General features: G+C 38.0%; 24 protein-coding genes. 10 read left to right on the forward strand and 14 right to left on the reverse strand.

All coding sequences use genetic code 11. The features are described 5' to 3' along the window. Positions 1-4: 4 nt before the first annotated feature. Both ACQ334_RS05630 and ACQ334_RS05635 read left to right on the forward strand, forming a co-directional pair. Complete coding sequence (locus ACQ334_RS05630; RefSeq protein WP_430987192.1) at positions 5-1,420, forward strand: serine hydrolase domain-containing protein; 1,416 nt, start codon at positions 5-7, stop codon at positions 1,418-1,420. Positions 1,421-1,427: 7 nt separating this feature from the next. Continuing rightward, positions 1,428-1,859, forward strand: coding sequence for an acyl-CoA thioesterase (locus ACQ334_RS05635; RefSeq protein WP_430987193.1), 432 nt, complete (start codon positions 1,428-1,430; stop codon positions 1,857-1,859). 64 nt (positions 1,860-1,923) lie between these two features. Here the strand turns inward: ACQ334_RS05635 and ACQ334_RS05640 are convergent, their stop codons facing one another. After that, complete coding sequence (locus tag ACQ334_RS05640) at positions 1,924-2,802, reverse strand: tetratricopeptide repeat protein (RefSeq protein ID WP_430987194.1); 879 nt, start codon at positions 2,800-2,802, stop codon at positions 1,924-1,926. A gap of 563 nt (positions 2,803-3,365) precedes the next feature. On the opposite strand from ACQ334_RS05640, the gene ACQ334_RS05645 reads away from it, so the two are divergent. From ACQ334_RS05645 to ACQ334_RS05655, 3 genes are all read left to right on the forward strand, one after another. Continuing rightward, positions 3,366-4,541: an MFS transporter gene (locus ACQ334_RS05645; protein WP_430987195.1), complete on the forward strand. Its 1,176-nt coding sequence runs from the start codon at positions 3,366-3,368 to the stop codon at positions 4,539-4,541. 15 nt (positions 4,542-4,556) lie between these two features. Then, the gene (locus ACQ334_RS05650) at positions 4,557-5,408 is read left to right on the forward strand and encodes a sulfurtransferase (RefSeq protein ID WP_430987196.1); all 852 of its coding nucleotides are present in this window, start codon (positions 4,557-4,559) and stop codon (positions 5,406-5,408) included. 72 nt (positions 5,409-5,480) lie between these two features. After that, positions 5,481-6,680, forward strand: coding sequence for an MFS transporter (locus ACQ334_RS05655; RefSeq protein ID WP_430987197.1), 1,200 nt, complete (start codon positions 5,481-5,483; stop codon positions 6,678-6,680). A 54-nt stretch (positions 6,681-6,734) separates the two neighbouring features. Here ACQ334_RS05655 and ACQ334_RS05660 read toward each other — a convergent pair whose 3' ends face one another. Together ACQ334_RS05660 and ACQ334_RS05665 are read right to left on the reverse strand one after the other, a co-directional pair. After that, positions 6,735-6,938: a cold-shock protein gene (locus ACQ334_RS05660; RefSeq protein WP_430987198.1), complete on the reverse strand. Its 204-nt coding sequence runs from the start codon at positions 6,936-6,938 to the stop codon at positions 6,735-6,737. A 73-nt stretch (positions 6,939-7,011) separates the two neighbouring features. Then, a complete protein-coding gene (locus ACQ334_RS05665; RefSeq protein WP_430987199.1) occupies positions 7,012-8,703 on the reverse strand; it encodes a DUF3472 domain-containing protein in 1,692 nt (563 codons plus the stop codon). A gap of 185 nt (positions 8,704-8,888) precedes the next feature. Here ACQ334_RS05665 and ACQ334_RS05670 point away from each other — a divergent pair, with 185 nt between their 5' ends. Continuing rightward, a complete protein-coding gene (locus ACQ334_RS05670; RefSeq protein ID WP_430987200.1) occupies positions 8,889-9,968 on the forward strand; it encodes a 3-oxoacyl-ACP synthase III family protein in 1,080 nt (359 codons plus the stop codon). Between the two features lie 176 nt (positions 9,969-10,144). Further along, on the forward strand, positions 10,145-10,414 hold the full coding sequence (locus ACQ334_RS05675) for a short-chain dehydrogenase (RefSeq protein ID WP_430987201.1): 270 nt from the start codon (positions 10,145-10,147) through the stop codon (positions 10,412-10,414). 69 nt (positions 10,415-10,483) lie between these two features. On the opposite strand, the gene ACQ334_RS05680 is transcribed toward ACQ334_RS05675, so the two are convergent. From ACQ334_RS05680 to ACQ334_RS05690, 3 genes are all read right to left on the reverse strand, one after another. Beyond that, on the reverse strand, positions 10,484-12,061 hold the full coding sequence (locus ACQ334_RS05680) for a M28 family metallopeptidase (protein ID WP_430987202.1): 1,578 nt from the start codon (positions 12,059-12,061) through the stop codon (positions 10,484-10,486). Positions 12,062-12,230: 169 nt separating this feature from the next. Beyond that, complete coding sequence (gene gcvP / locus ACQ334_RS05685) at positions 12,231-15,125, reverse strand: aminomethyl-transferring glycine dehydrogenase (protein WP_430987203.1); 2,895 nt, start codon at positions 15,123-15,125, stop codon at positions 12,231-12,233. A gap of 242 nt (positions 15,126-15,367) precedes the next feature. Then, positions 15,368-16,150 (reverse strand): universal stress protein, encoded by a 783-nt coding sequence (locus ACQ334_RS05690; RefSeq protein WP_430987204.1) that lies wholly within the window; start codon positions 16,148-16,150, stop codon positions 15,368-15,370. A gap of 216 nt (positions 16,151-16,366) precedes the next feature. Between ACQ334_RS05690 and ACQ334_RS05695 the strand changes: the two genes are divergently transcribed. Then, positions 16,367-16,852 (forward strand): YkgJ family cysteine cluster protein, encoded by a 486-nt coding sequence (locus tag ACQ334_RS05695; protein WP_430987205.1) that lies wholly within the window; start codon positions 16,367-16,369, stop codon positions 16,850-16,852. 118 nt (positions 16,853-16,970) lie between these two features. On the opposite strand, the gene ACQ334_RS05700 is transcribed toward ACQ334_RS05695, so the two are convergent. The 7 genes from ACQ334_RS05700 to parS all read right to left on the reverse strand — a co-directional run bounded on the left by ACQ334_RS05700 (position 16,971) and on the right by parS (position 22,607). Then, positions 16,971-17,876: an MBL fold metallo-hydrolase gene (locus tag ACQ334_RS05700; protein WP_430987206.1), complete on the reverse strand. Its 906-nt coding sequence runs from the start codon at positions 17,874-17,876 to the stop codon at positions 16,971-16,973. A 432-nt stretch (positions 17,877-18,308) separates the two neighbouring features. Next, positions 18,309-18,866, reverse strand: coding sequence for a DnaJ domain-containing protein (locus tag ACQ334_RS05705; protein ID WP_430987207.1), 558 nt, complete (start codon positions 18,864-18,866; stop codon positions 18,309-18,311). 157 nt (positions 18,867-19,023) lie between these two features. Then, positions 19,024-20,268: an MFS transporter gene (locus tag ACQ334_RS05710; protein WP_430987208.1), complete on the reverse strand. Its 1,245-nt coding sequence runs from the start codon at positions 20,266-20,268 to the stop codon at positions 19,024-19,026. A 189-nt stretch (positions 20,269-20,457) separates the two neighbouring features. Continuing rightward, positions 20,458-21,090, reverse strand: a complete 633-nt coding sequence (locus ACQ334_RS05715) for a deoxynucleoside kinase (protein ID WP_430987209.1) — start codon at positions 21,088-21,090, stop codon at positions 20,458-20,460. Positions 21,091-21,217: 127 nt separating this feature from the next. Continuing rightward, entirely contained in the window at positions 21,218-21,697 is a 480-nt protein-coding gene (folK, locus tag ACQ334_RS05720; RefSeq protein ID WP_430987210.1) for a 2-amino-4-hydroxy-6-hydroxymethyldihydropteridine diphosphokinase, read from the reverse strand. Continuing rightward, positions 21,694-22,152, reverse strand: coding sequence for an RES family NAD+ phosphorylase (locus tag ACQ334_RS05725; protein WP_430987211.1), 459 nt, complete (start codon positions 22,150-22,152; stop codon positions 21,694-21,696). The genes folK and ACQ334_RS05725 overlap by 4 nt, the downstream gene beginning before the upstream one ends. After that, complete coding sequence (gene parS / locus ACQ334_RS05730; protein WP_430987212.1) at positions 22,149-22,607, reverse strand: type II RES/Xre toxin-antitoxin system antitoxin; 459 nt, start codon at positions 22,605-22,607, stop codon at positions 22,149-22,151. The genes ACQ334_RS05725 and parS overlap by 4 nt, the downstream gene beginning before the upstream one ends. A gap of 101 nt (positions 22,608-22,708) precedes the next feature. On the opposite strand from parS, the gene ACQ334_RS05735 reads away from it, so the two are divergent. Next, on the forward strand, positions 22,709-23,830 hold the full coding sequence (locus ACQ334_RS05735) for an ABC transporter permease (protein ID WP_430987213.1): 1,122 nt from the start codon (positions 22,709-22,711) through the stop codon (positions 23,828-23,830). 3 nt (positions 23,831-23,833) lie between these two features. Further along, on the forward strand, positions 23,834-24,286 hold the full coding sequence (locus ACQ334_RS05740; RefSeq protein WP_430987214.1) for a hypothetical protein: 453 nt from the start codon (positions 23,834-23,836) through the stop codon (positions 24,284-24,286). Here the strand turns inward: ACQ334_RS05740 and ACQ334_RS05745 are convergent, their stop codons facing one another. Further along, complete coding sequence (locus tag ACQ334_RS05745) at positions 24,287-25,489, reverse strand: anhydro-N-acetylmuramic acid kinase (protein WP_430987215.1); 1,203 nt, start codon at positions 25,487-25,489, stop codon at positions 24,287-24,289. Positions 25,490-25,494 lie beyond the last annotated feature (5 nt).

A 25,494-nucleotide genomic window follows, 5' to 3' on the forward strand; every position in this document is an offset into this window, starting at 1 on the left:
AATAATGAAAAGGATATTTTTAGCTATGACTTACTTGTTTTCTTTAGCGGCGTCGGCACAAGATCTGCAAAAAGAAAAGAATGAAGCAATGAAGGATAAAGTGATAGCTTTTTTTAATGCCCAGAATTCAGATAGCTTATACAGCCTTGCAGGCACAGCTTTTAAAAAACAACTGAGTGCAGAAAAGTTTAAAGCAGTTTGTGATAATAATTTATTTCCATTGGGAAAAATCGGGTCGGCAGCGTTTGAAAAAATTGAAAAAGGAGTAAGTAAATATAAAGCCACATTTGATGTTGCCATTGTATCAATGTATTTAAGCCTGGATACTGCAGGTATGCTGGAAACTTTTTTATTTCAGCCATATAAAAAAGAAATAACCGGGGAAATTAAAAAAAGTAAAACTGATAATAGAAGTATAAGCGAACTGGATAAAAAAGTGGAAGCTATTGTGCAACCATTTATGTTTGAAAGTAAAACGGTAGGAATGAGTATTGGAGTTTTAAAAGATCGGAAAACTTATTTCTATAATTACGGCGAAACAAAGAAGGGTAACGGCCAGGTGCCTGCTTCTAAAAATTTGTATGAGATTGGGTCGATCACAAAAACCTTTACTGGTATACTCTTGGCCAAAGCTGTTATAGAAAATAAAATAAAATTATCAGATCCGGTAAATAAATATCTGCCAAAGAATATACCAGTAATAAAATTTGGTAACGATACACTTAAAATTGTTCATTTAAGCAATCATACTTCAGGCTTGCCACCATTGCCTGATAATTTTGGTGCCACCGATCTTGTAAATCCATACAAAGACTATGACGAAAAGAAATTACTTGATTATTTAAAACATGCCACACTAAGCCGGAAGCCGGGAGAAAAGTTGGAATATTGTAATTTAGGTGTGGGGTTACTGGGATATATCCTGCAACAGGTAAATAAAATGCCTTTTGAAAAAATGGTAACTGATTTTATCTGTACTAAAGCAACAATGAATGATACCAGGGAATTCCTTTTGAAAAAAGATAGTAGTTTATTTATGCAGGGATATGATGAGAGTATTTTTCCTCAGAGCCAGTGGGATTTTAAAGCACTGGCTGCAGCCGGATGTTTAAGAAGTAATACGGAAGATATGCTGAAGTTTGCAGTGTTTAATATGAATACCACTGATAATGATTTGCAAAAAGCAATAGATTTATCACACCAGCCTACATTTGAAGATGCTCAGCAAAGAATAGGGTTGAACTGGTTTATACAAAACTGGGGTTGGGGAGAATTGCTTTTTCATGGAGGAGCAACGGGCGGCTACCGGAGTCTTTTAGTAATAAATCCTAAAACAAAAAATGCGGTGGTGATATTGTCCAATACCGCCGTTAGTAATGATACAGTGGGAGTTGGAATTTTAAAATACATTGATAAATAATTTAAGCATGTCAACATTTACAGTTAAAGCAGAGATACGATGGTCGGATATTGACCCTAACTTTCATGTATTGCATAGCAAATATTATGATTACTGTGCTAATGCCCGTTTGCTTATCCTTGCTCAATATGGCATTACCATGCAGGTGATACAGGATGAACATATTGGCCCGATTTTATTCAGGGAAGAAGCGGTGTTTAAGAGGGAATTAAAATTTGGTGATGAGATAGAGATCAGGATACGATTACTGAAATCCAATGAAGATTTCAGCCGCTGGAGTTTTACCAATGAGATATGGAAGAACGGTGATACGCTTGCTGCTGTAGTTACGGTTGATGGTGCATGGCTGGATACTGTAAAAAGAAAACTGGTTATCCCTCCTCAAAAATTCCAGGAAGCTTTTGCTGCAATGCCCAAAGCAGATAATTTTAATTTGTAAACTCAGGAAATTAAAGAAGTCAAGTTTTGCAAACTTGACTTCTTTATATAGGGTCAGTTTACCACTACGGTTTAAATCCTTTTGCTTCATATAGAAGTGATAAAATTTCTTTCAACGCTGCTGCATCTTTTGTAAGCAAAATGCTGCTTTCTAAAACCTGCGCTGCTTTTTCTGCGTTTCCATTCTTTAAATAACCTTCTCCAAGGCTGGATAAAACATTACCCGATTCCGGATAAAGATTGGCGTTGATCCTGAAAATTGTTAATGCTTCTTTTTTGAAATTTTGTTTGAGCAGGAGATAGCCCAGGCTATTTAATTCATGTTCGTTGTTTACCAATGGTTTTAATTGTGCTGCAAAATTGCGTGGCGCAATATTACTGTCAAGTAAACTGCCATCAGCAAGCCATTTATTGATGCTGGCAAAACTTTTATAGTTAGGTGTATAAGCTTCTCCATTTAAAATAGATAGAAGATCTTTTTCTAAAGACAAAGCCGGCGATTCATTAATGCGATTGATCTCAATACCGTTTTTGTAAACAATAAAAACCGGCACTCTGAAAATACCTTTCCCTTTTTCTTCTCCCTGGGGCGATTGTTTGTACAACGAATCACTACCACCAACACAAACCAGTTTCGTATTAGCCATATTGAATTTAATATCATCCAGTATTTTTATAAACCGTGGCACTTCTCTCTTACTATCACCGCACCAGGTGCCGAAGAATATTTCAATACTGATGCCTTTTGTTGATTGTAATAAAAGTTTACTTTTTGTTGCTGTATTGGTATTGTATTCGGTATAACCTTTCGAAAACCATTTGTCATAAGGGGGCTGAGTTAAGCAGTCCTTTACTATTTTTCCATATAGAACTCTGTCGGCACTTTGTTGTGCTGTTGCAGATAAAAGAATGCATACTGCAATGGTAGTTAATACATATTTCATGTTGTTGTTTTAAAATCAGGTAATAAAATGCCATGCCCTGGATTCAGGGTAGAAAATAAAATTGAAAATGCTAACAACAGGGAGGTCGCAATAGACTATTGCAAAAGCAAAAATTGTAATGCGGAACTTGAAATTTTTTAAAGGCAATAGAATATTTTATTTTCGCAATGGAAATACCGGGGTTACTTATAGCAGTATAAAATTCATCAGGTGCAGTAACAGGATTTGTTTTTTGAACAGGTAACTCTGTATCAGAAACTTTCTTGTCTGTTGCAAGTATATCTTCACAGTCGCAATGTGTAGCTGAAAAAGTCTGAGTAATTGTACAATGAAAATACGTCAGCTGCTTGCTGTATTGCAGCCATATAAAAATAGATAACAAAAATATAGCAGTAATTTTTTTCAGCTGATTCGTTAGTTTCAGATAAAGTTATAAATGCTTTTACAATGCTTACTATGTTTGCATGTTAACGATATGTTTTTAGCACCTGCTAAAATTGTACCGCCACAGAATCAATAATTTTACTGAAATTTGCATTAGAAAATAACTTTACTGCAACTGCATGTTTAATACATTAAAACTATCACCTCCATTTATTGTTTCAATAGCATTGTTGCTGATTACATTAGCGGTAAATATTTCAATGCCACTCTTCAGGGTGTATGCGGCAGCCGCTCATTTAAATAATGGACAAACAGCTTTAGTTTTTTCTTCTTATGTTTTAGGTATGTTACCCTGCTATATTTTTTTTGGCGGTTTATCAGATAGGGCAGGGAGAAAGCCAGTGCTGATAGCAAGTGTAATTTGTGCTTTCAGCGCCACAGCAATTATCACACTTTATCCAAATGTTACTGCCCTGGTGTTTGCAAGATTTTTTCAAGGCATTGCCCTCGGGCTGGGCATGGGCGCCGGTGCTACGTATATCAGCGAACTGCTGCAGCCACATCCGCATGCAGCTACTAAAGCCGCAGGCATGGCTTCGCTTTTTACAGCTTTTGGTTTTGGCGGTGGGGGATTAGCCACGAGTGTAGTTTTGCTGATCAGCTTTACATTAGTGCCGGTTACTTATTATATTTTATTGGCTGTTACTTTTATTGGCATCTTATTACTTATACCATTACCAAAAATTAAACCCATTGGTGGAAAGTTAGTAAGGCTTCCTTATTTCCCTTCCGGATCGTTGCCGGTAAACAGTGCTATTGCAATTTGCTGGGCAGCAACAGGCGTTGTGATTGCAATTATTCCAACACAGCTGGCAAAGTTTGGACTAACGGCTTATGCAGGTATTTGTTTGGTATTGGTAAACTGGACAGGTGCTTTTATACAACCACTGATAAGAAAAATTGATCCTTTGAAATCTGTTAAGATTGGATTGTTGTTGATACCTGCAGGTTTTGCTTTGGTAATTTTAGGTTGCAGCACTGGTAAGCTGTTGATTCTTTTTACAGGTACTGCCATCGTTGGTATGGCTGCTTATGGATTTTCTTATCTCGGCGGACTGGCATTGGTAGCAAATTTGGGAGGCCATCAAAAAGCCAGGGCTGTATCTGGCTATATGTTTTTTGGATACATCGGTTTTGGAATTCCTGCAATATGCCTGGGATATTTTGCAGATCATTCCGGCATTATTAATGCACTGTTATTGTTTGAATCTTTTATCGTTATCCTCAGCATTTGTTTAGCTGTTGTGTTTTATAAACAAGCGTATCGTTTAAATATTCCTGTAGTTAAATTGTAAAATAAAAATTGAATCATGCAAACAAAAATATTCCCATTAATCAGGCCCGATGAATTGTTAACATCGTACAAAAAAAACAATATCATTCTTATTGATGCCGGCAGTGGTAATGATGCAAAAGATAAATATTTACAGAGTCATCTTGATGGCGCATTGTATGTTGATCTTAATACACAGCTGGCTGATATAAAAGCTGATGCCGCTTCCGGTGGCCGTCATCCTTTACCAACAGTTGCACAGTTTGCTGCAATACTCGGGCAATTAGGGATTTCACCAGATAGCCATGTTGTTGTTTATGATGATAAAAATGCTTCGAATGCAGCGGCCCGTTTCTGGTGGATGTTGCAATCGATCGGGCATAAAAAAGTGCAGGTACTGGATGGAGGATTTCAGGCGGCAGTTAAAGCAGGTTTTCCTGTTAATGCTGCAACAGTAGTACCGGAGCCAACTACAGTATACAATAATGCAGGTTGGATATTACCAATGGCCAGTATGCAGGAAGTTGAAAAAGCCGCTAAGGATGATCAATATCTTGTAATAGATGTTCGTAGTGAAGAAAGATATAAAGGCATCACAGAACCGATTGATATTATTGCAGGCCATATTCCCGGTGCGGTTAATATTCCCTTCACCACAAACTTAGATGCAGAAGGGTTTTTTCTACCGGCAGATAAATTAAGAGAGAAATACGAAAACGCATTCGGTAATACAGAACAGGAAAATATTATTGTGCATTGTGGCTCGGGAGTAACTGCTTGTCACACACTTTTGGCCATTGCTGCTGCCGGTTTTCAAATACCTGGATTGTATGTTGGGTCCTGGAGCGAATGGAGCAATAACAAGATGCCCGTTGCAAAAGATAGTTAAGGTTGGCCGATTGCAGCTTTGCTTCAAACTGTTACAGATGTCCATTAGTATGAATATCTTTACAGTGCTGTTATGATTTCAACTACCATCAATCTTTATAAAAATGCTTACAGCGGCCTAACACGCCGTATGTGGTTGCTTGCCGTGGTGATGCTCATCAACCGGTGTGGCACCATGGTGCTGCCATTCATGACCCTGTATTGCAATCATCGTGGCTATACAGAAACACAGGGTGGATTAGCAGTTGCCATTTATGGTATCGGTTCTTTATTTGGTGCATTTATCGGTGGCAGGTTGAGTGATACGATAGGATTTTATACCATGCAATTTGTGGCTTTATTTGGCGGCGGCATCATGTTCATCGTTTTAGGTCAAATGGATTCTTATCTTACCATTTGCATCTGTATTTTTTTTGCCAGTATGATCAATGAATCTTTTCGTCCTGCTAATTCCAGTGCTGTAGCACATTACAGTACCCCACAAAACCGTACACAATCTTTTTCATTGGTAAGATTAGCGATCAATTTAGGATGGGGTGTTGGTAGTGCACTAGCCGGATTACTGGCTTCAATAAGTTATCATCTTTTATTTTGGGTAGATGGTTTTACTAATATTGCTGCAGGCATTGCATTGCTGATCATTCTGCCAAAAGTTACCCTTACACAGCAACATAAAGCCACCCATGAGAGTACAGGCAAAAGCAAAGGCCCTTTCCAGGATAAAACATTTATGATCTTCACCGGTTTTATGTTGCTCTTTGCATTATGCTTTTTTCAATTGTTTACAACAGTTCCTTTATATTTTAAAGAAGGATTAAAATTAAACGAATCAAGCATCGGCATCATCATGTCTGTCAACGGTATTTTAATTGCATTGTTCGAAATGGTAATTGTATTTAAACTGGAAGGCACAAAGCCTTATTTAAAACTGATGATGTACGGTTGTTTGTTACTGGCTGTATCGTACTGGATGCTCAACATTCCTTTGGCGAATGGGTTTTTATTAGCCACTGCTGTTATCTTAATGGTAACCTTTGCTGAAATTATAGGCATGCCGTTTATGAACAGTTATTATATCGGCCGTACAACAACCGAAAACAGGGGAAGCTATGCAGCCATATACACCATGGCATGGAGTGCCGCACAAGTGATAGGAAGTTTAAGTGGAACACAAATTGCACATTCTTTAGGATATTCTTACTTATGGTGGATATTGGGATTGATATGTGTGGCTACCGCTTTTGGGTTTAATTATATTCAGAACAGGCGATAAAAAAGAAGGGCTGTACTTTTGGTACAGCCCTTAAAGGTTTTTAAAAGTGAGGAATTATCCTACAACTTCCACATTAACTGCGTTCATGCCTTTTTTGCCTTCTTGCAAATCAAACTCAACGCTGTCGCCTTCTTTAATATTTTGGCTTTTTAATCCACTTACGTGTACAAAAGTTTCTTTGTTAGAGTCGTTGTGTTTGATAAAACCGAATCCTTTTTCAGTATTGAAAAACTTTACGGTACCTTGTTGTTTGTCCATTTTAAATTGTATTGTATTATTTAATAAGGCGCAAAGATAGTTTTTTTATTAATAAACTCCCTAATATTATTTTTTACTCCGCCCGGAATCGTTTGATTTCTACTACTTCCACATCAAAAATTAAAGGGCTGTTGGGGGGAATAATACCCAGGTTTCTGATGCTATAGGCTAATGATGAAGGGATTATAAGTCTTATTTTTCCACCCTGCCTGCAAAAAGGCAAACCGATCTGCCATCCTTTGATCAGCCTTTTTAAGGAGAAAGTAGCAGGTTCTTCTTTCGTTTCATCAAATACAGATCCGTTCATCAGTTGCCCTTTATAACGTACCACCAAAGTATCATTGATAGTCACCAGCGGGCCTTCGCCTTCCCGTAAAAGTTTGTAGTAAACACCATTTTTGCTGCCCGTTGTATCTATCGTTTTTGCCTGTATCGCATTTAAGATGACCGCAGTTTCTTTAGCACTTTCTGCCGCACTGTCAACATTCTTATAAAAATCGATGGTTGGTTTTTTATTCAGTGTGTCTCTTTTGTACACATCACCAAAAGTTGTTTTGGTTGGTTTAAATCCACCATTCCACAAATAAAATTTATTGTCTTCAATTCCTCCCCCATAATCTATGCGGTCTCCGGCTTTGCCCGTAGCATCATAACTGAATTTACTTTCGGTAATTTCCTTCCAGTCACCATTTTCTCTTCTTATCCATTGATTACCGAAATAAGCTTTGCGGAACAATTGCCCATTGTTGCCCCAGAAATTCTCAACAAACGAATATAGTTTTCTTAACGATTTGCCATCTTTTGGCGCTTTAAAACAAGCGATCAGTTTCCATTTTTGTTCTTCCGGTATATAAAAATAGCCGGCATAACTTGTAGTATTGCTGGCGCTGTCCGTGGCTGCAGTTACTAAAAATTTATAGGTTTCACCAGCCTTCCAGTTGTATACTAAATGGCTATGGCCACCTGTGCCTTCATTGCCAAAATCATCGGCAAAAACATTTTCGCCTTTCGCCATCAGTTTTACTTTGTTCTCGTCGTTTACTTTATTTCTATCCACTGCTTCATTGCCAGCATCCCATACAGAAAATATCACCCTTCTTTCTGTAGGACTGTTTACCTGTATACCAAAATAACCTCTTGCAAAACCGCAAGCCATAAAATAACTGTGCAATTGATCGGCATCTTTGGGTATCGTTACTTCATTATAAAAAGAAACTACTTTCATAGTATCATCTAAGGGATACATCAAATGAACAGATGCCGCATTTCTTCTTGGCTTAGCATTAAAGTGAATATTCTTTACTGCTGTACCACTTAATTCCAGGGATTTAATATCAGCAATTGTTTTTTCTTTTTTTATAAGAGAAGATAATGTGAGCGTATAAAATCCTTGTTCTTTTATCAGGACATTACCAATAATTATTTTTTTAAAATCTGCAGATCCGGGAACGGTGATGCTGAATTTTTTTCCTGCGAATAAAGCCGTCAGTTTATTTCCTGCTGTATTATTTTTTATTAATAATGCAAGATTCAGTTGTCCGGTGGTACGCAGGTTGAAATAAAAGCGGATCTGTTGTTGCCCGTTAGTCCAATTGTGCAAACCATCTTTTTGGGAAAATAAATTACTTTCATCATCTTCACTGCTTTCCTCAGCGGGCACAGCGTATGCTGTAAATGCAGGAATGCTAACATTGGTTTGTGATTTTAAAGTATTTGTAAAGACAATGATGAACAGAATGATAAAAGAAAAGGAGATTTTTTTCATACATATAAAATGAATGACAAACTTAATGCAATTTTAATAAGCCTGATTGCCATAGTAAAAAACTATCAATAACAGCCTGATACCGGGCATTTGCCTGCATGATGAAAATTATTTTTTGCCCACGGTTATTTCGATAACTTTACCATCATCAAACGGTTGTTGTTTTTAATTTTAATTTTTGTTCAATGCATAGTCTTCAAACAGTAATTACAGGTACCGGCAGTTATATTCCTGCCAATGTAAAAACCAATAAAGAATTCACCATACTTAATTTTTACGGGGAAGACAATAAGAAAATTGAAACTGATCCGCAGGAGGTGGTGGAAAAATTTAAGCAGATAACAGGTATCGAAGAACGTCGTTATGTTGATAGTGGAATGGAATCATCTGATATGGCGGCAATTGCAGCACAACGTGCTATTGATGATGCCCAATGTGATCCCGAAACTTTAGACCAGATTATTGTGGCGCATAATTTTGGAAATGTACTGAAGCATACAATTCAAACAGATGTTTTGCCTGCACTAGCATCAAGGGTAAAGCATGCATTGAAAATAAAAAATCCTAACTGTGTAGCCTATGATATTTTATTTGGCTGCCCCGGCTGGGTACAAGGTGTGATTCAGGCGGATGCTTATTTTAAAGCCGGTATTGCAAAAAAATGTTTGGTGATCGGTACGGAAACTTTGTCGAGAGTTATTGATATTTACGATCGTGACAGCATGATATTTTCGGATGGGGCAGGAGCTTGTGTAATGGAAACTAAAGATGCAAGCACAACAAAAAGTGGCATTCTTGCGTGCAGCGTACAATCGCATTGCATGGATGAAGTGGAGTATCTTAATATGGGAAAATCCAATTTTCCTGATTCTGACCCCCGTATCCGGTACATAAAAATGAAAGGTAGAAAAGTGTATGAATATGCGATGAAGTATGTTCCGGCTGCTATGAAGGATTGTTTGGATAAAGCAGGTGTAGGTATCAGTGAATTGAAAAAAGTGTTCATTCACCAGGCCAATGAAAAAATGGATGAAGGCATTATTAAGGCGATGTACAAATTGTATGGTATTAAAACAGTACCAGAAAATATCATGCCCATGAGCATTCATTATCTGGGAAATAGTTCTGTAGCCACTATTCCTACTTTACTTGACCTGGTAAGAAAAGATACCATGAAAGAACACCAGTTAAACGATGGTGATATCATTCTTTTTGCATCGGTTGGTGCAGGTATGAATATTAATGCTGTTTGTTACAGAGTGTGATGGTGAATAGTCAATGGTGAATAGTGAATGCAGAATTGAATTTCGGGCTTTTTATTGACGATTCACCATTGACTATTCACGAGGGCAAGTTGCTGGTTATTAGTCTGGTACAGCGTTTGGGATAAATAAATGCCGCTGAAAGCCTTAATTAGCGTACATTTGCAAAAAATTACAATATGAATAATGATCTCATTATTAAATTTTTAGAGCCTGCACATCTTGCAAAAAATGCTGTAAAAATTGAATTCAAAAAACGCAACACCATTGTTGGCGTATTTGTTAAGACTAATGATTACGAAGATTTAAAAGCCAAGAATTTCTGGCGCATTGTTACAGAAGCAAGCATACCGGAATGGAAAAAAACCAATAATAATCAATTGTCTAAAATTTTCAGTGGTTCTGAGTTTACACGTTTAACCCAGGCTAAAGAAAAAGTAGCAGTTTAATTGAACGCATAAAAAAAGGCGTCAGACGGTTACAAACCGTCTGACGCCTTTTTTTATGCCTGTATATTTTTAAAAACCTCTTCCGCCGTTGGCACCTCTTGGTTTCGGCAATTCTTTTCTCGGTATTTTTTCTGTGCGCTGTGCAGTATTGTAAACAAATGAGGCAATGATAGTTGCCGCTTGTTTCAGATCTTCAGGCACTAAGTGATCATAAGTATCCATATTGGTATGATGTGTCCTGGTATCATATTCAATTGCATCCTGTATAAATTGAAAACCGGGAATACCAACGCCATCAAAAGACTGGTGGTCTGTTCCGCCGGTATTGCTGATTGTTACTGTGGTGGCGCCTAAATCATGAAATGGTTTTAGCCATTCTTCAAAAATACTTCTTGCCCCTTCATTGCCTTGTAAATAAATGCCTCTTATTTTTCCGGTACCATTGTCTAAATTATAATAGGCAGAAACTTTTGCATGTTCCGGTTTCAATACCATATCTGCCGGATCTGCAAAATGTGTTTTTACATACCCTCTCGATCCTAATAAACCTTCTTCTTCACCACTCCATAAGGCAATGCGGATGGTACGTTTTGGTTGTAAGCCTGTTGCTTTAATGATACGCATCACTTCCATCATCACTGCACTGCCTGCTGCATTATCCGTTGCGCCGGTAGCGCCATGCCAGCTATCTAAATGCCCACCCAGCATCACAATCTCATCTTTTAAAACCGGGTCAGTGCCTGGAATTTCAGCCACCACATTGTAGCCTTTAATATCATCAGGATAAAACTTTGTTTTTACATCTGCTTCCATTTCTACTTTTTGGCCAGACATTACCAAACGTTGCACCCTTAAATAATCATCGCTGGATAACATTACCCAGGCATAATTATTTTCTGCATCTTTTGCATAAGACCCTCCGTTTTGCACAAATAAAGTACCGTCGTTTCCTCTTGCATTAAGACTCAACACCAACGCAGGTTTTTCATTCTTGTAAAAATCTCCCATCTGCCTTGCTAATGTTTGTCTTTGCCTCATGGCTTCATTAGGTGTAAAATTTCTCTGGCCGCCTCCACCTCTTGGTGCATCGGGTTTTGCATTCGCCATTTTTTCTAAACTGCTATCTGCATAACGTTGCCCATCCGGGGTAAATGAAGGATGCAATGTATCAGCAGCATAAACCATTATAATTTTACCTTTTACTTTGCCTGCATATTTCTGGTATAATTCTGCAGAATCTTTTACATTGATCACTATCACTTCGCTGCTCATGATCTTTTTGCCGGGAGTGCTGCCTGTCCATGCTCTTGGTATTGCAACAATTGGAGTGTAGTATGGCGCTGTCATGGCAATATAACAACGGTTCTGTTCCCAGCCTACGCCAAAATCGCCCCATGGTTCAAGTGCCGCATTTACCATTCCCATTTTTGTCAATTCATCTTTAGCCCAGTTGGCCGCACGGAAATAACCGGGGGAGTTGGTTAATCTTGGTCCCGAAACATCGGTAAGATGAAAAGCAATATCCATTACTTTTGAATTGCTCAGCCCTTCGGTTTTTATTTTGCTTACTACAGCATCATCAGTTTGCGCAAATGCCACACTGCAGGCCATACACAGCGCTGCCAAGAGGATTGGTTGTTTTCTCATGTTGAATAAGTTTTAGTTAAGAGGGTTAAATTAATTTATTTTAAACGAAAATTTAAATTGGTTTGATGAATGGTGCATAAGATGTGTAATCCGTTGCACCAGCTTGCCAACAAAAAAAGCTCAACTTTTTACAGTTGAGCTTTGAGAACTAATAGATAGTAGAGATTTCTTATACTGCTTCTTCTTCAGCATATGCGCTAACAGGTTCACAGGTACAAATCAAATTCCTGTCGCCATAAGTATTATTTACCCTGCTGATGCTGGGCCAGAATTTATTTTGTTTTACAAACTCCAATGGAAAGGCTGCTGTTTCCCTGGAGTATTTATGATTCCAGTCGTTAGCACAAATTACAAACTGGGTATGCGGTGCATGTTTTAATGGATTATCTGCTTTATCAGCACTGCCATTTTCTATAGCACGTATTTCTTCACGTATGCTTAGTAACGCATCGCAAAAACGATCCAGCTCTGCTTTGTCTTCACTTTCTGTTGGTTCAATCATTATCGTGCCTGCAACCGGGAAACTTAATGTTGGCGCATGAAAATTATAATCCATTAAACGTTTAGCCACATCTTCTGCTTCAATACCGGCACTTTGTTTAAACGGACGTAGGTCAACAATAAATTCATGAGCACAAGTGCCATTCTTTCCGCTGTATAAAATTTTATATTCTTTTTCCAGGCGTGCCTTCATGTAGTTGGCATTTAAAATAGCATATGCTGTACTCTTTCTTAAACCTTCAGGGCCTAATAATTTTATGTAGGCATAACTGATCAGTAAAATACTGGCACTGCCATACGGCCCAGCACTTACTGCATGTATGGGGTCGTTGCCACCAGTAGCATGATTAACATGCGATGGCAGGTAAGGTGCTAATTTTTCATTCACACAGATCGGTCCCATACCTGGTCCGCCACCACCGTGAGGGATAGCAAATGTTTTATGCAGATTCAAATGGCAAACATCGGCACCAATATTACCCGGAGATGTTAAACCTACCTGTGCATTCATGTTGGCACCATCCATGTACACCAATCCGCCGTTCTCATGTATCAATGCACAAATTTCCTTGATGCTTTCCTCAAACACACCATGTGTACTTGGGTAAGTCACCATCAATCCTGCTAAGGTATCTTTGTATTTTTCAGCATTCATTCGCAGATCAGCCACATCAATATTTCCTGCTTCATCACATTTGGTTACTACAACTTTAAAGCCCGCCATTACCGCACTTGCAGGGTTGGTGCCGTGTGCAGAAATCGGAATAAGAATAACATTTCTGTTGGCTTCATTACGGTGGGCATGATAAGCACGGATGGTTAACAAACCAGCATACTCACCTTGTGCACCACTGTTAGGTTGTAATGAGGTGGCTGCAAAACCGGTGATATTACTCAGCCAGCTTTCTAATTCATTTACAATTTGCTGGTAGCCTTTCCATTGGTAAGAAGGGGCGAAAGGATGTATACCACCAAACTCCGGCCAGCTGACAGGGATCAGTTGTGTTGCTGCATTTAATTTCATGGTGCAACTACCTAAACTGATCATCGATGTATTTAAACTCAAATCTTTATTCTCTAATGATTTTATGTAACGCATCATTTCAGTTTCGCTGTGGTGCGTATTAAAAAGCGGATGCGTTAAAAATTCTGAAGTACGTGTTAACGACGCAGGAATATTTTCTAATAAACTGTCTGCATCAAAATGTGCTACAGCCGTATCATTGCCTTGAGAAGTGGCAAATACATGCAGTATGTTCAGGATATCATTTTGCGAAGTGGTTTCGTCTAACGAAATACCAATATGTTCATCATCAAAATAATTAAAATTGATCTCTTGCTGTTCTGCCAGTTTCCTGATCTGCGAAATATCTTTTACATGCACTTTCAATGTGTCGAAATAATATTCATTCACATTAGTAAAACCAAGCTCCGTTAATTCATCACTTAAAGTTTGTGCTAAAATGCTTACTCTCTTTCCTATATTGGTTAATCCATCCGGGCCATGATATACTGAATACATCGCCGCCATATTTGCCAGCAAAGCCTGGGCTGTACAGATATTGCTGGTAGCTTTTTCACGGCGTATATGTTGCTCTCTTGTTTGCAAAGCCATGCGTAAGCAACGGTTGCCTTGTGCGTCAATGCTTACGCCAATGATACGTCCGGGAATATTTCTTTTAAAATCATCTTTGGTAGCAAAGAAAGCTGCATGCGGACCGCCAAAACCCATTGGTACACCAAACCTTTGCGAATTGCCGATGGCTACATCTGCACCTAATTCGCCGGGAGGCGTCAATAAGGTGAGGGCCAATAAATCTGTAGCCATAATAACCTGCGCATTTACCGCATGTACTTTGTTAATAAAATTCCTGTAGTCCTCCACTGCACCATTGCTGTTGGGGTATTGAACTATTGCGCCAAAGAAAGAATCGTCTAGTGCAGTTGTTTTATAATCACCAAAAACTAATTCCACCTGTATGGGAGTAGCTCTTGTAACAAGGATATCTTTTGTCTGGCCAAAAATATTGTCGTCAACAAAAAACTTTGGCGCCGTAATATGATCGTGATCTTTGTTTTTATGGTTGAATAGCATGGCCATAGCTTCGGCTGCAGCAGTGCCTTCATCGAGTAAGCTGGCATTGGCAATAGGCAAACCGGTTAAGTCACTCACCATGGTTTGATAGTTTAATAAACTTTCCAAACGGCCTTGAGCAATTTCGGCCTGGTATGGGGTGTATTGGGTGTACCATCCCGGGTTTTCAAAAACAGTTCTTAAAATTACGCTTGGTACAATGGTATTGTAATAGCCCTGGCCAATGTAAGATTTAAAAACTTTGTTTAAAGAAGCCGTTTTTTTCAATTCAGTAAGGTATTGAAATTCACTTACGGGACCGGCAGTTTTTAAAGCGTTTTGTAAACGAATGGATGAGGGAACGGTTTGTTCAATTAACTCGTCTGTTGATTTTACACCGATCACTTTCAACATGGCCCTGGTTTCCTGCTCGTTGGGTCCGATATGCCTTGCTGTAAACTCCTGATTTTGTTGCTCGAAAAGATTCATATGCCTGTATAATTTATTGTGTATTGGATACTGTAGAAAAAGTTGCCGCAAAATTACGATAACATAACAAGAAACTGCGTCAATAAGTTCAGGGATTTGTTACTGTGGAAAACTGAGGGATAACATTGGGGAGGGGGAAGTGACAAGCTATAAGCCACAAGGGATTAGTATAATATTGGAAATAGCATGCTAATCCCTTGTCGCTATTCCCCTTATGGCTATTTCCCTTGTAGCTATTTTCTTTATTCATGTACAGCAAGAACCGGTACTTTGCTTTGATAGATCATCTTTTTGGTGTGTTGGGTTTTAAACAACCGTTCGTAAAAACTGTGCTGTTGGGGTGCAATGATGATGATGTCTATATCCTTATCGCCGGCAAATAAATTCACGGCTTCATGAAAATCGTATAACCTCATAAAATAGAATTCGGGATTGAACTCTTTCAGCAATTCTTCCATTTTATCCCTTTCCGTTTTAAAAGCTGTGGTAAGGGAAATATAATGGCTGTCATCTACATTTAAAATGTGGAGCGCAGGTTTAAAATCGTGCAATACTCTTTTTACTGCCAGCAATGTAGGTGTTTCTTCCACATATTTCATTTCGGAAGTGATGAGCACATTTTCAATTTTGGTATACTTTGCTTCTTCAGGAATAATTAAGACGGGGCAAATGTTTTTCTCTGCTATCTTTAAAGTGTTGGTGCCCGAAAAACGTTGTGCCAGTGCTGTTTTACCTGTTAGCCCCATTACTATCATATAAGCAGTTTTTACGTGGGCAAAAGCGGCAAGGCTGTCAATAAAATTGTCGCCTGATTCGGTATAGGTTTTAATATTTGCAATAATGGAAAGCAGTTCGGTTTTCAGTGTGCCCAGGTAATTTTCTGCAGTAGCTACATCTTCGCTGCCGGAATAAAAATGATATAGTATAATGTTTACATCAGGCCTGTTTTTGTACATATTGCAGGCATAGTGTGCTGCATTGAAAGATGTCTCGGAAAAATCCAAGGGAACTATTACCTGTAGCATTGTCTAAAAAATTTACTACAAATTAAATGAAATTATTTACATGGGGCATACTATTATTGAGAAAGCAGCTAAAGTAGTTTTCTGATTCACTATGTGAATTGTTTTGTCACGAATGACACTGATTTTCACTAATTGTGCATTTTTATTCGTGTTAATTGGTGCAATTAGTGGCTGCCATTAACTACGAAGTAGTTTCAAAAAAGCGATATTTGCAGTATGGAAGAAGACTTATTAGAAAACTGGGAAAAGAAATCGGCCGATCATCAAAAATTATACAAACAGTTTTTGAACCGGGCTGATAAAAATAAAGTGCTGAAAGCATTGCCCGACCTTCACGAAGAAGCTTTTGAAAAAATTGATTGCCTGCAATGTGGTAACTGTTGCAAAGGTTACTCACCTCGTTTTAAAACGCCGGATATTAAACGCATCAGTAAGCATTTAAAAATGAAAGAAGGAGATTTTATTAATACTTATTTATTTGTAGATAGTGAAGGCGATTATGTGTTGAGGAACAAACCCTGTAGTTTTTTAGGCGCTGATAATTACTGCAGCATTTACGAAGTGCGCCCAAGTGATTGCGCAAGATTTCCTTATACGGATGAAGATGTGTTGTTGAAAAGACAACCGCTTACATTGAAAAATTCCAGCTTTTGCCCTGCAGTGTATTATGTGTTGGAGAAGTTGATAGTGAATATGAAGTAAAAGTTGTTCAGTGAAGACACCGACCATGGAAGTATTTTTACCCCCGGCCGGTGTCTTCAGCGAACGAAATGAAAATAGCCGGAGAACACCGGCTATAGAAAATAATGTAAGAAAATTTTTATGTCATCTTTGAAGTGATCTCTGTATATGCAGCTTCTAAAGGACGAGTGATACCATCGCCTTTCCATTCTTCTGTACCGGGAATGATCTTTGTTTTTAATACTTCTTCTTTTGTTTTACCGGCTTTAATTTCTCCTTCTACAAATTTCAATACATTGCCCAGGTAATCGCTGAATGCGGTAAGGTCGGCTGGTGCTGTAACAATATCATAACCTTCGCCGCTGTGGCCGCAAACGAATTGAGTTTTTTTATCGAAAGTATTTAAAGCTTTGTCTAATACTTTTATCCAGCTGCCCATATCGGCCCCGGCACTTTTATCAACAAAAGGATGGCGGCGGTTGAACAACAGGTCTCCCATGTGTACAATATTAGCATGTTCAAAATGTACAAAGCTATCGCCATTGGTGTGGCCGGCACCAAAATAATGCAGGGTGATTTTTTCTTTACCAATTTTTTCACTCCAGGTATCGGTATAAGTCTGATCGGGATATAATTGTTTGTCTTCGTTTTTACTTTTTACCGCTGCATTTTTTTGATTGGTTAAAGAATTGGCATGCGCCAAAACATGCGGCACCAGGTCTTTAAATGCAATATTGCCTGCAGTATGATCGCCGTGGTGATGCGTATTGATCAACAGCCTGAAAGGGTTTGCTGTTTTCTTTTTTATTTCGTCAATTAAATGCTGTGCCGAATCCGGGAATTGTGCATCCACTACCACCACATCTTTTTTAGCGATATAAAAAAGTATGGTGCCACCTTTTTCGGTAAATACACCAATGTTATCGGTAAGCATTTTTATTTTAAATGCAGGTTGATTAAAAAAAGCGGCGGCTAATTGTTTATTGACTAATGCTAACCCTGCTACTGTAAGGCTGGCGTTGCGGATAAAGTTTCTGCGTTGCATGAGGAGATGATTTTTTTGATGTTGTAACTTACAAAATATCGAAACAACTTTTGTAAAGAATTGTTCACAGGGTATAAACGCAAAAGACCGCAAAACGGTTGCTTTTACATGTTTGGTGTCTTCACTAATCTGAGAGTTGGAAATGTTCTATCATTAGGCTACCTACCTCATTTACTTTTTATATATGTCTTACTATGAAGCTTTTGTCCTACACGTAAATTTTATGTAATTAAGAATAGAAATAACTTTGCATTGTCTTTATGTAATAAAGTCAGTATTTTAATAATTAAAAAACTATACACCCTATGAGCGAACTACTATTTACAATTACCGAACATTTTGGATTTTGGATTCTTTTTGAATTACTTTTCTTTGATGTGAGAAAACGGTAAAAAACTATGGAATTTCAAAAGGTTGTGAGAGCAACCTTTTTTATATTTCTCTTGCTTTAGCAATCAGTCCTATAATTATTAACAAAGAAAGAATGCCACAAATTATAACACCATAAATGGCATCCTTGTTGCCACTTAAATAAGTATCAAGATTAACAAAAGTTCCACCAAGTATGACAAGAGCAAAAATTATTGCAAAAATGTTACTTGAAAAATTAAAGCCTTGTCCCACAGTTTGAATAAGGTCATATTTGAAGTTTGAAAATTTTTCTTTGCTTTTTGTGATTGCATTATTTCTTGCTTCTTTCTGCCAATTATTATAATACTCCTTGTAAATTTGTTTTTCACGAAATATTTCAAACTCAGTCTTTACGTTCTTTTGATAATGTCGTTCGTATAAATAATCGTATTTTATTTTCTTTGTTAAATCACTTAGGATTTCATAGGCTTCCTGGATTTCTAGAAATTTATTAGTTGAATCAGTATCCCTGTTAGTATCTGGATGATACCTTAATGCTAATTTTCTATAAGCCTTTTTAATTTGATCTGAGGTGTGATTTTTGTCTACTGAAAGAATTTTATAATAATCAATGAACACATTTAATAGTTTAGTGAATTTGTCAGTAGTCGATGTGTAAATATATGTTATTAAACATGATAGGTGAATTTCTCTCCCCGGTCGGTGTCTTCACCGACCGGAATGCTGCATTTCAAATGTTGTAACGGTTCGGTGAACACACTGCCGCCTGAAGAGCTCAATACTCCATATTTTTTAATGCCGGTGCTTTAAACCAGGTAACCACCACCACCAGCAAAGTCATGCAGCCGCCGAAAACCACAGAAGGTACTGGTCCTAACAATTGCCTTGCAAAGCCACTTTCAAACTGGCCCAGTTCGTTACTGCTGTTGATGAACATAGAGTTTACAGAAGATACACGGCCACGCATTTCATCAGGCGTGGTGAGTTGTAAAATTGTACCACGAACCATTACGCTGATGCCATCGCAAACACCACTGCATAAAAGCGCCATAAAGGAAATGAAGTAAATATTGGAGAGGCCGAAAGCAATGATGCAAATACCAAAGCCTGCAACTGCCAGCAACATTCTTTTGCCTTGTTTTTTTCGCATGGGAAAAAAAGTAAGCAGAATGATGATACTCATAGAACCAATATCGGTGGCGGCAGTAAGCCATCCAAAGCCAATGGGGCTGATGTGTAAAATAGTAGCGCTGAATTCCGGTATAAGGGCAACTGCACCACCGAATAGAACTGCAAACAGATCTAATGAAATAGCACCCATCATAATTTTATTATTGAAAACAAAACGAAGGCCCTGCTTTACGCTATCCCATGCGGCAATATCTTTCGGGGCATACAAAATGGGTTTTCTTTTAATGAAAGAAAGTATAGTGGCGGCTGTTACCACATAAATCAGAATGACGATAAAAGTTTTATTTACACCAATGCCTGCAATTAAAAATCCTGCGCTGGCATGCCCTGTAATGGAGCCAATAAGCCAGGTTGAGGAGCTGATATTGGCGGCGTACTGTAAGATATTGCGGGGCACCAATTGAGAAACTATGGCATTGGAAACCGGGCCTGCAAATGCCCTGATGACCCCGGTTAAAAATATGATGGCATAAAAGCAATACTCAAGTCCGTGTGCGCTCAATTTATTTTGTGTGGCAGGGAAAGTGCAAATAACCAATAGCACCACACAAAACGAATATGCTATCATGCCTTTTAGTAGCAGTGTTCTTTTTTCAGATTTATCAATTACATGGCCTGCGTATAATGCCAGTGAAAAAACAGGTACGAATTCTGATAATCCTACAAGCCCAATAGCAAAGGAACTTTGTGTAAGGTGAAATAATTCATATGCCACCACTGTGCCCACCATACGTAGCGCCATAATGTAGATAAAGCGGCAGATGATGTATAATTTAAATTCTTTTTCTTTAAGGGGAGACAGCGCTGCTGTGTTCAATGATAATGCCATTACTGCGAAGTTGCAATTTTTTTTTGATTTGGTGAATGGTGAGTTGGGTGGGTCACCTCTTAAAAGGTGGCTCACCCAGTAGTATAGTTGCTGCCTTTAACGGAGTGGCCACCTCTTAAAAGGTGGCTCACCCAGTGGTATAGCTGCTGCCTTTAACGGAGTGAGTCACCTTTTAAGAGGTGACCCACTCTACGGCAAACTCAAATAATGTTGCCCGTCTTCATATTCTTTATCCAGTGCGTCGATGATAATTTTCATGTGGAGCTCGTTACCTAAAAAATCGGCATTGGAAGCATCAATAAAAAGTGTTTTAATATTATGCTGTTTGATGTATTGCGTATAAGTTTCCTGCAAAGAAAAAAGATAATCACTGGGGATACTTTGCTCGTAGCCACGATTGCGCTTTTTAATGTTCTCCTGCAATTTATTTACCGGGGCATGCAGGTAGATTAAAATATCCGGCTGTACAATTTGCGGATTGATGATATCGAATAATTTTTGGTAGAGCCTGAATTCTTCATCCGCTAAAGTTACCTTGGCAAACAACAGGCATTTGGTAAACAGGTAATCAGAAATGGTGATGTTCTGAAACATGTCTTTGGTTTGCAGGAGATCTTTTAATTGTTTATAGCGCTCTGCCATAAAAAATAATTCCAATGGAAAAGCATACTGCTGCTGGTTTTCGTAAAACTTTGGAAGAAAGGGATTGTCTGCAAATTCTTCTAAGATCAGCCGTGCATTAAAATGTTTGCTCAGTAAATGAGCGAGGGTGGTTTTTCCGGCGCCAATATTTCCTTCGATGGTGACAAAATTATACTTCATAAATAACTGTGGCGGATTTTGCAAAGGTTGCCAATTTTTGCTTCTTTCTCAACTTTGTAAATCTTAAATAAGGTTGGCAACCTTTAAAAAACTGCTGCAAAATAAACGTAATGAAATTCTTCTGCGATTAAATTTTATTAACAGTTAATGTATCAGGGGAAATTCTTAATAACTGGTGGATAGTTTTATTCAATACCGGGTGTTTAAGATTGGGTGAAAGTTCATTCAAGGGTATCAAAACAAAATTGCGGTTTTGCAGTTGCGGATGCGGCACAGATAAATTTTTTGTTTCAATAATTTCTTTATTAAAAAAAAGAATATCTATATCGATGATCCTCGGGGCATTTTTTTTAGTTCTTACCCGGCCCATTTTTTCTTCGATGGCAAGAATAGTTTGCATGGCTGCTTCGGCATTAAGAGGGGTGTCAACAATAATTACCTGGTTTAAAAAATCAGGTTGCTGGGTATTGCCCCAGGCAGCGGTTTGATAAATGCCCGAAACCCTTTTTATATTACCTATTTGTTTGGTAATACTGCTGCAGGCTTTTGCCAGTTGCCGGTGAGGATTATTTTGGTTGCTGCCAAGTAACAGGTAAATGATATTCATGTAAAAGAAAGTAAACGGTTGTCAAAATTAAATTCTTTGGTATCTATGATTTTTGCTTTAGTAAAATTTTTATGCAATGGATTAATAAGATAATTGTGCTCTTCTGTAATAATTGCCGAAGGAACTTTCAGGATCAGCGACTGGTTATTCTTTATAAATTCAGATCCGATAAATTGGGTATAACCTTCATCCGTTTGCCAGTTTTTTTTTAATTTGCTGTTTTGAATGTTGGTCATTTTTCCATCATCAGGTAGTTGTATTTTTAAAAGCCAGTATTCGGTGGGAATCTCAAACTCCTGCAGGTGTACCAGTGTTTCCAATACAGCCAGCGAAATGTTTTCTGCAGTATATAACATGGATATGCCAACAGTATTCCACCTGGAACCGTATAGTTTTGCTCCCATGCCGGAAATGTCGTTTTTGTATTTGGCTTTTGAAATGCGGTAGACTATCATGCAAATAAACCGTGTTCAATTCTTCCCAGCTGGGTTAATACTTTATTAATGCCGTCATTGGTAGTTAATGATTGCATGGACAAATTACCTTCAAGTGCATAAGGGCTTCTTTTTATCCAGTGATAAAACTTTGCGGTATCGCCAAATACTTCTTTCGCCCTTGTTAATACCTGTGCAATTTGCATGGCCCGTTCTGCATTAATAGGAGCAAACACACTATTGGCTTTTGCGTAACGTTGCAGCGTGCGTTCGCTAACATGTAATATGGTGGCCCATTCCGCCTGCGTAAAGGGTACTTTATCCGCAATTTTTTTAAATTCACTGTAAGTAAAATCTTTTACTGCAGCACTTACTTTAATACTGCGGTAATAAGAAGCATTGGGTTCTTCGGTTTTATTTACAGCTGGAGCAGGTTTGTAACCAGTAGCTTTCTTTTTGGGAGCATTTTTTTTCATGTGCCGACATTTGACACCCAAAAGTACGACATATGTCGGGGATCCCAAATTTTTTAAAATCCTTTTTTACCAATAGCTTTACGGCTTATTAAATAAACGGTATGCAAAAATACAGTCAGACTAAAGCATTTTTGGCCATTGTAAAAGCCAGTTTCCGGTCTATTCTCAGTAACCCAAGTGCTTTGTTTTTTAGTTTTTTATTTCCCATTATATTTATTTTCATCTTCGGGTCATTTGGCGGCGGCGGAGGGGTGCATTATACCATTGCCCTAGCCGATAATGCGGATACTACCAATGAAGTGTATGATAGCCTTAAAGCCAATGCAGCATTTACCATAAAATCATTTAGAAAAGAAGACGGCAGCATTGATACAGCGGCAAGAAGAAAGGCGCTGGAAAAAGATAATATTTCTGCTGTTGTAAATATTATTAAGGCAAAAGATAGCAGTGCAAAAAATGCGTATGAAATATTTTTTAATACTACCACCGCAAGTGCACGCTCCATTGATGACCTGCGCCAGAAATTTGCTGCGATATTAAATGTGATAGCATTAAAAAAATCCGGCGGGCAAACCGGCTCTGGTGTAACTTTTAAAGTTGAACAGGTTAGAGAATACCGTCCCATCGATTTTGTTTTACCCGGTATGCTGGGCTTTTCAATTTTGTTTTCTACTTTATTTGGTATTTCATTTACCTTTTTTCAATTCAGGCAGCAATTAATATTGAAACGTTTTTATGCCACCCCGGTGAGCCGTATGAATATTTTACTGGGTATTGGTATCAGTCGTTTGGTTTTTCAACTGATCAACGTAGTAATGCTTATAGCACTGGGTTACTTCTTTTTGCATTTTACTTTAGTGAATGACATTGATACTTTTTTAGAAATGACCTTACTTACAATTTATATGCTGTTGTTGTTATTGGGCGTTGGTTTAATATTCAGCAGTATTGTAAAATCTGATACCTCCATACCGCTATTCATAAATTTATTTGCTTTTCCTCAAATGCTCCTATCAGGAACTTTCTTTCCTATTGATGTTTTTCCAAACTGGCTGCAAACCATTTGCCGTTATGGATTACCATTGAGTCAATACAACGATGCGATACGTAAAATATCTTTTTCAGGGTTACACTTGTGGGATTGTGGCAAAGAATTAGGTATAATGGCTATTTGGATGGTGATCATTTACGCTGTTGCAATTAAAGTTTTTAAATGGGAATAAACTATGAAATATTTTAAGTTTTTAGTGATCAATATTATTGCTTTCTCTTTGTTATTTTTTCTGATCTCGTTGTTGTTTCCGTCTCAGTTGGTTACATCAAAAAGTATTTCAGTAGTGGCAGGTAAGGAAAAGATTACAGCCAAATTAGTTAATACAGAAGATTGGAAACAATGGAATGGGTTCATTAGTGGAAATGCTACAGTAACTAATACTGCAAGCGATAAAGACACATTAATCTTCTCTTTAGAAAATAATAGTAGTAATAAATTAGAATCGCATTTTAATATTTACCAGGAACAAACCAACTCTGTACTTTTAAGCTGGGCGTTGATTGAAAAACTGCCATGGTACAAACCCTGGAGAAAATTCAGTGCAATGGTATTAAGCAAACAGGTTGCAGCGGTTATGGATTCATCGCTTAATAATTTAAAAACACAAATAGAAGCAGGCAAATAATTATCCCGGAAAACTGATCTTCCCCATGGATACAGCAGGCATACCTGCAATATCTTTTTGCAGATCATCATTATCTCCGCAAATACATTCATTAGCTAATACTGCAAATAATACAGCTTCTTTTGCATCGGGGTTTATGTGTAGTGCAGCAGTGGTATCAAAATTAAAATGAGGTAATGCATTTTTTAAATGCTGCATCAATAGAGGATTATGCATGCCTCCGCCGCTTGAGAAAATAGCATAAGTTCTGTTTTGATCTGTTGTGCTTTGTAATGCATCGGTAATAGCATCGGCAGAAAATTTATTCAATGTTGCCATAGTGTCTTCAATACTTATATTTTGTGTTGCGGATCTTTCTTTTGCTTGCTGCAAATAATTCAGATTAAATAATTCGGGGCCTGTTGTTTTAGGAAAGGGCTTTTTAAAAAAAATATTTTCTTTTAATGCCGTTAATAAATTGGCATTTACTTTTCCTGCTAATGCAATAACAGCACCATCATCAAAATATTTTCCGGAAAATTGTTGTTGCATGTAAGCATCCATCATGGTATTGCCCGGGCCGGTATCGGTACTAAAAATTTTGCTGCTATCCATACTGCCGGGCAGGTAAGTAAAATTAGCAATGCCGCCGATGTTTAATAAAACTCTGTCCTCACCTTGTTTGCTAAAAATTAAATAATCACCGTACACTGCCAGTGGAGCACCTTCGCCGCCGGCAGCAATATGTTTTTGCCTGAAATCACTAATGGTGATAATGCCTGTTGCTACTGCCAGGTGATCTCCATCTCCAATTTGTAAAGTAGCATTGCCAAATTTATTTTGCTGGTGCAAACTTTGTGGCGCATGATAAATAGTTTGTCCGTGGCTGGCAATAATGTCTACTTCTTCATTTTTTATATTCCATTTTTGTAAGAGCGTATTAACGATGTTGGCATGTTGTAATGCGATAAATGGATTCAACAAAGTCAATTGCTCCAGGTTCACTTCTTTTTTACTGAAAACAGTTTTTATTTCTTTTTTAAAATCCTCATTGTAATTAACGGTTTCAAATTGCAGTACTTCAATTGCTGTTTGTAAACCGCTACCGGTAAAGCGGCATAATGCTACATCTAAACCATCTAAGGAAGTGCCGCTCATTAATCCGAGAATGTATCTTTCTGATCTTGATGCAATACTATAAAGCTTAGCTATATTCGGGTTCATGCCCC

Source organism: Ferruginibacter sp. SUN106 (assembly GCF_050611765.1).
In the GTDB taxonomy this organism is placed as follows: Bacteria; Bacteroidota; Bacteroidia; order Chitinophagales; family Chitinophagaceae; genus Ferruginibacter.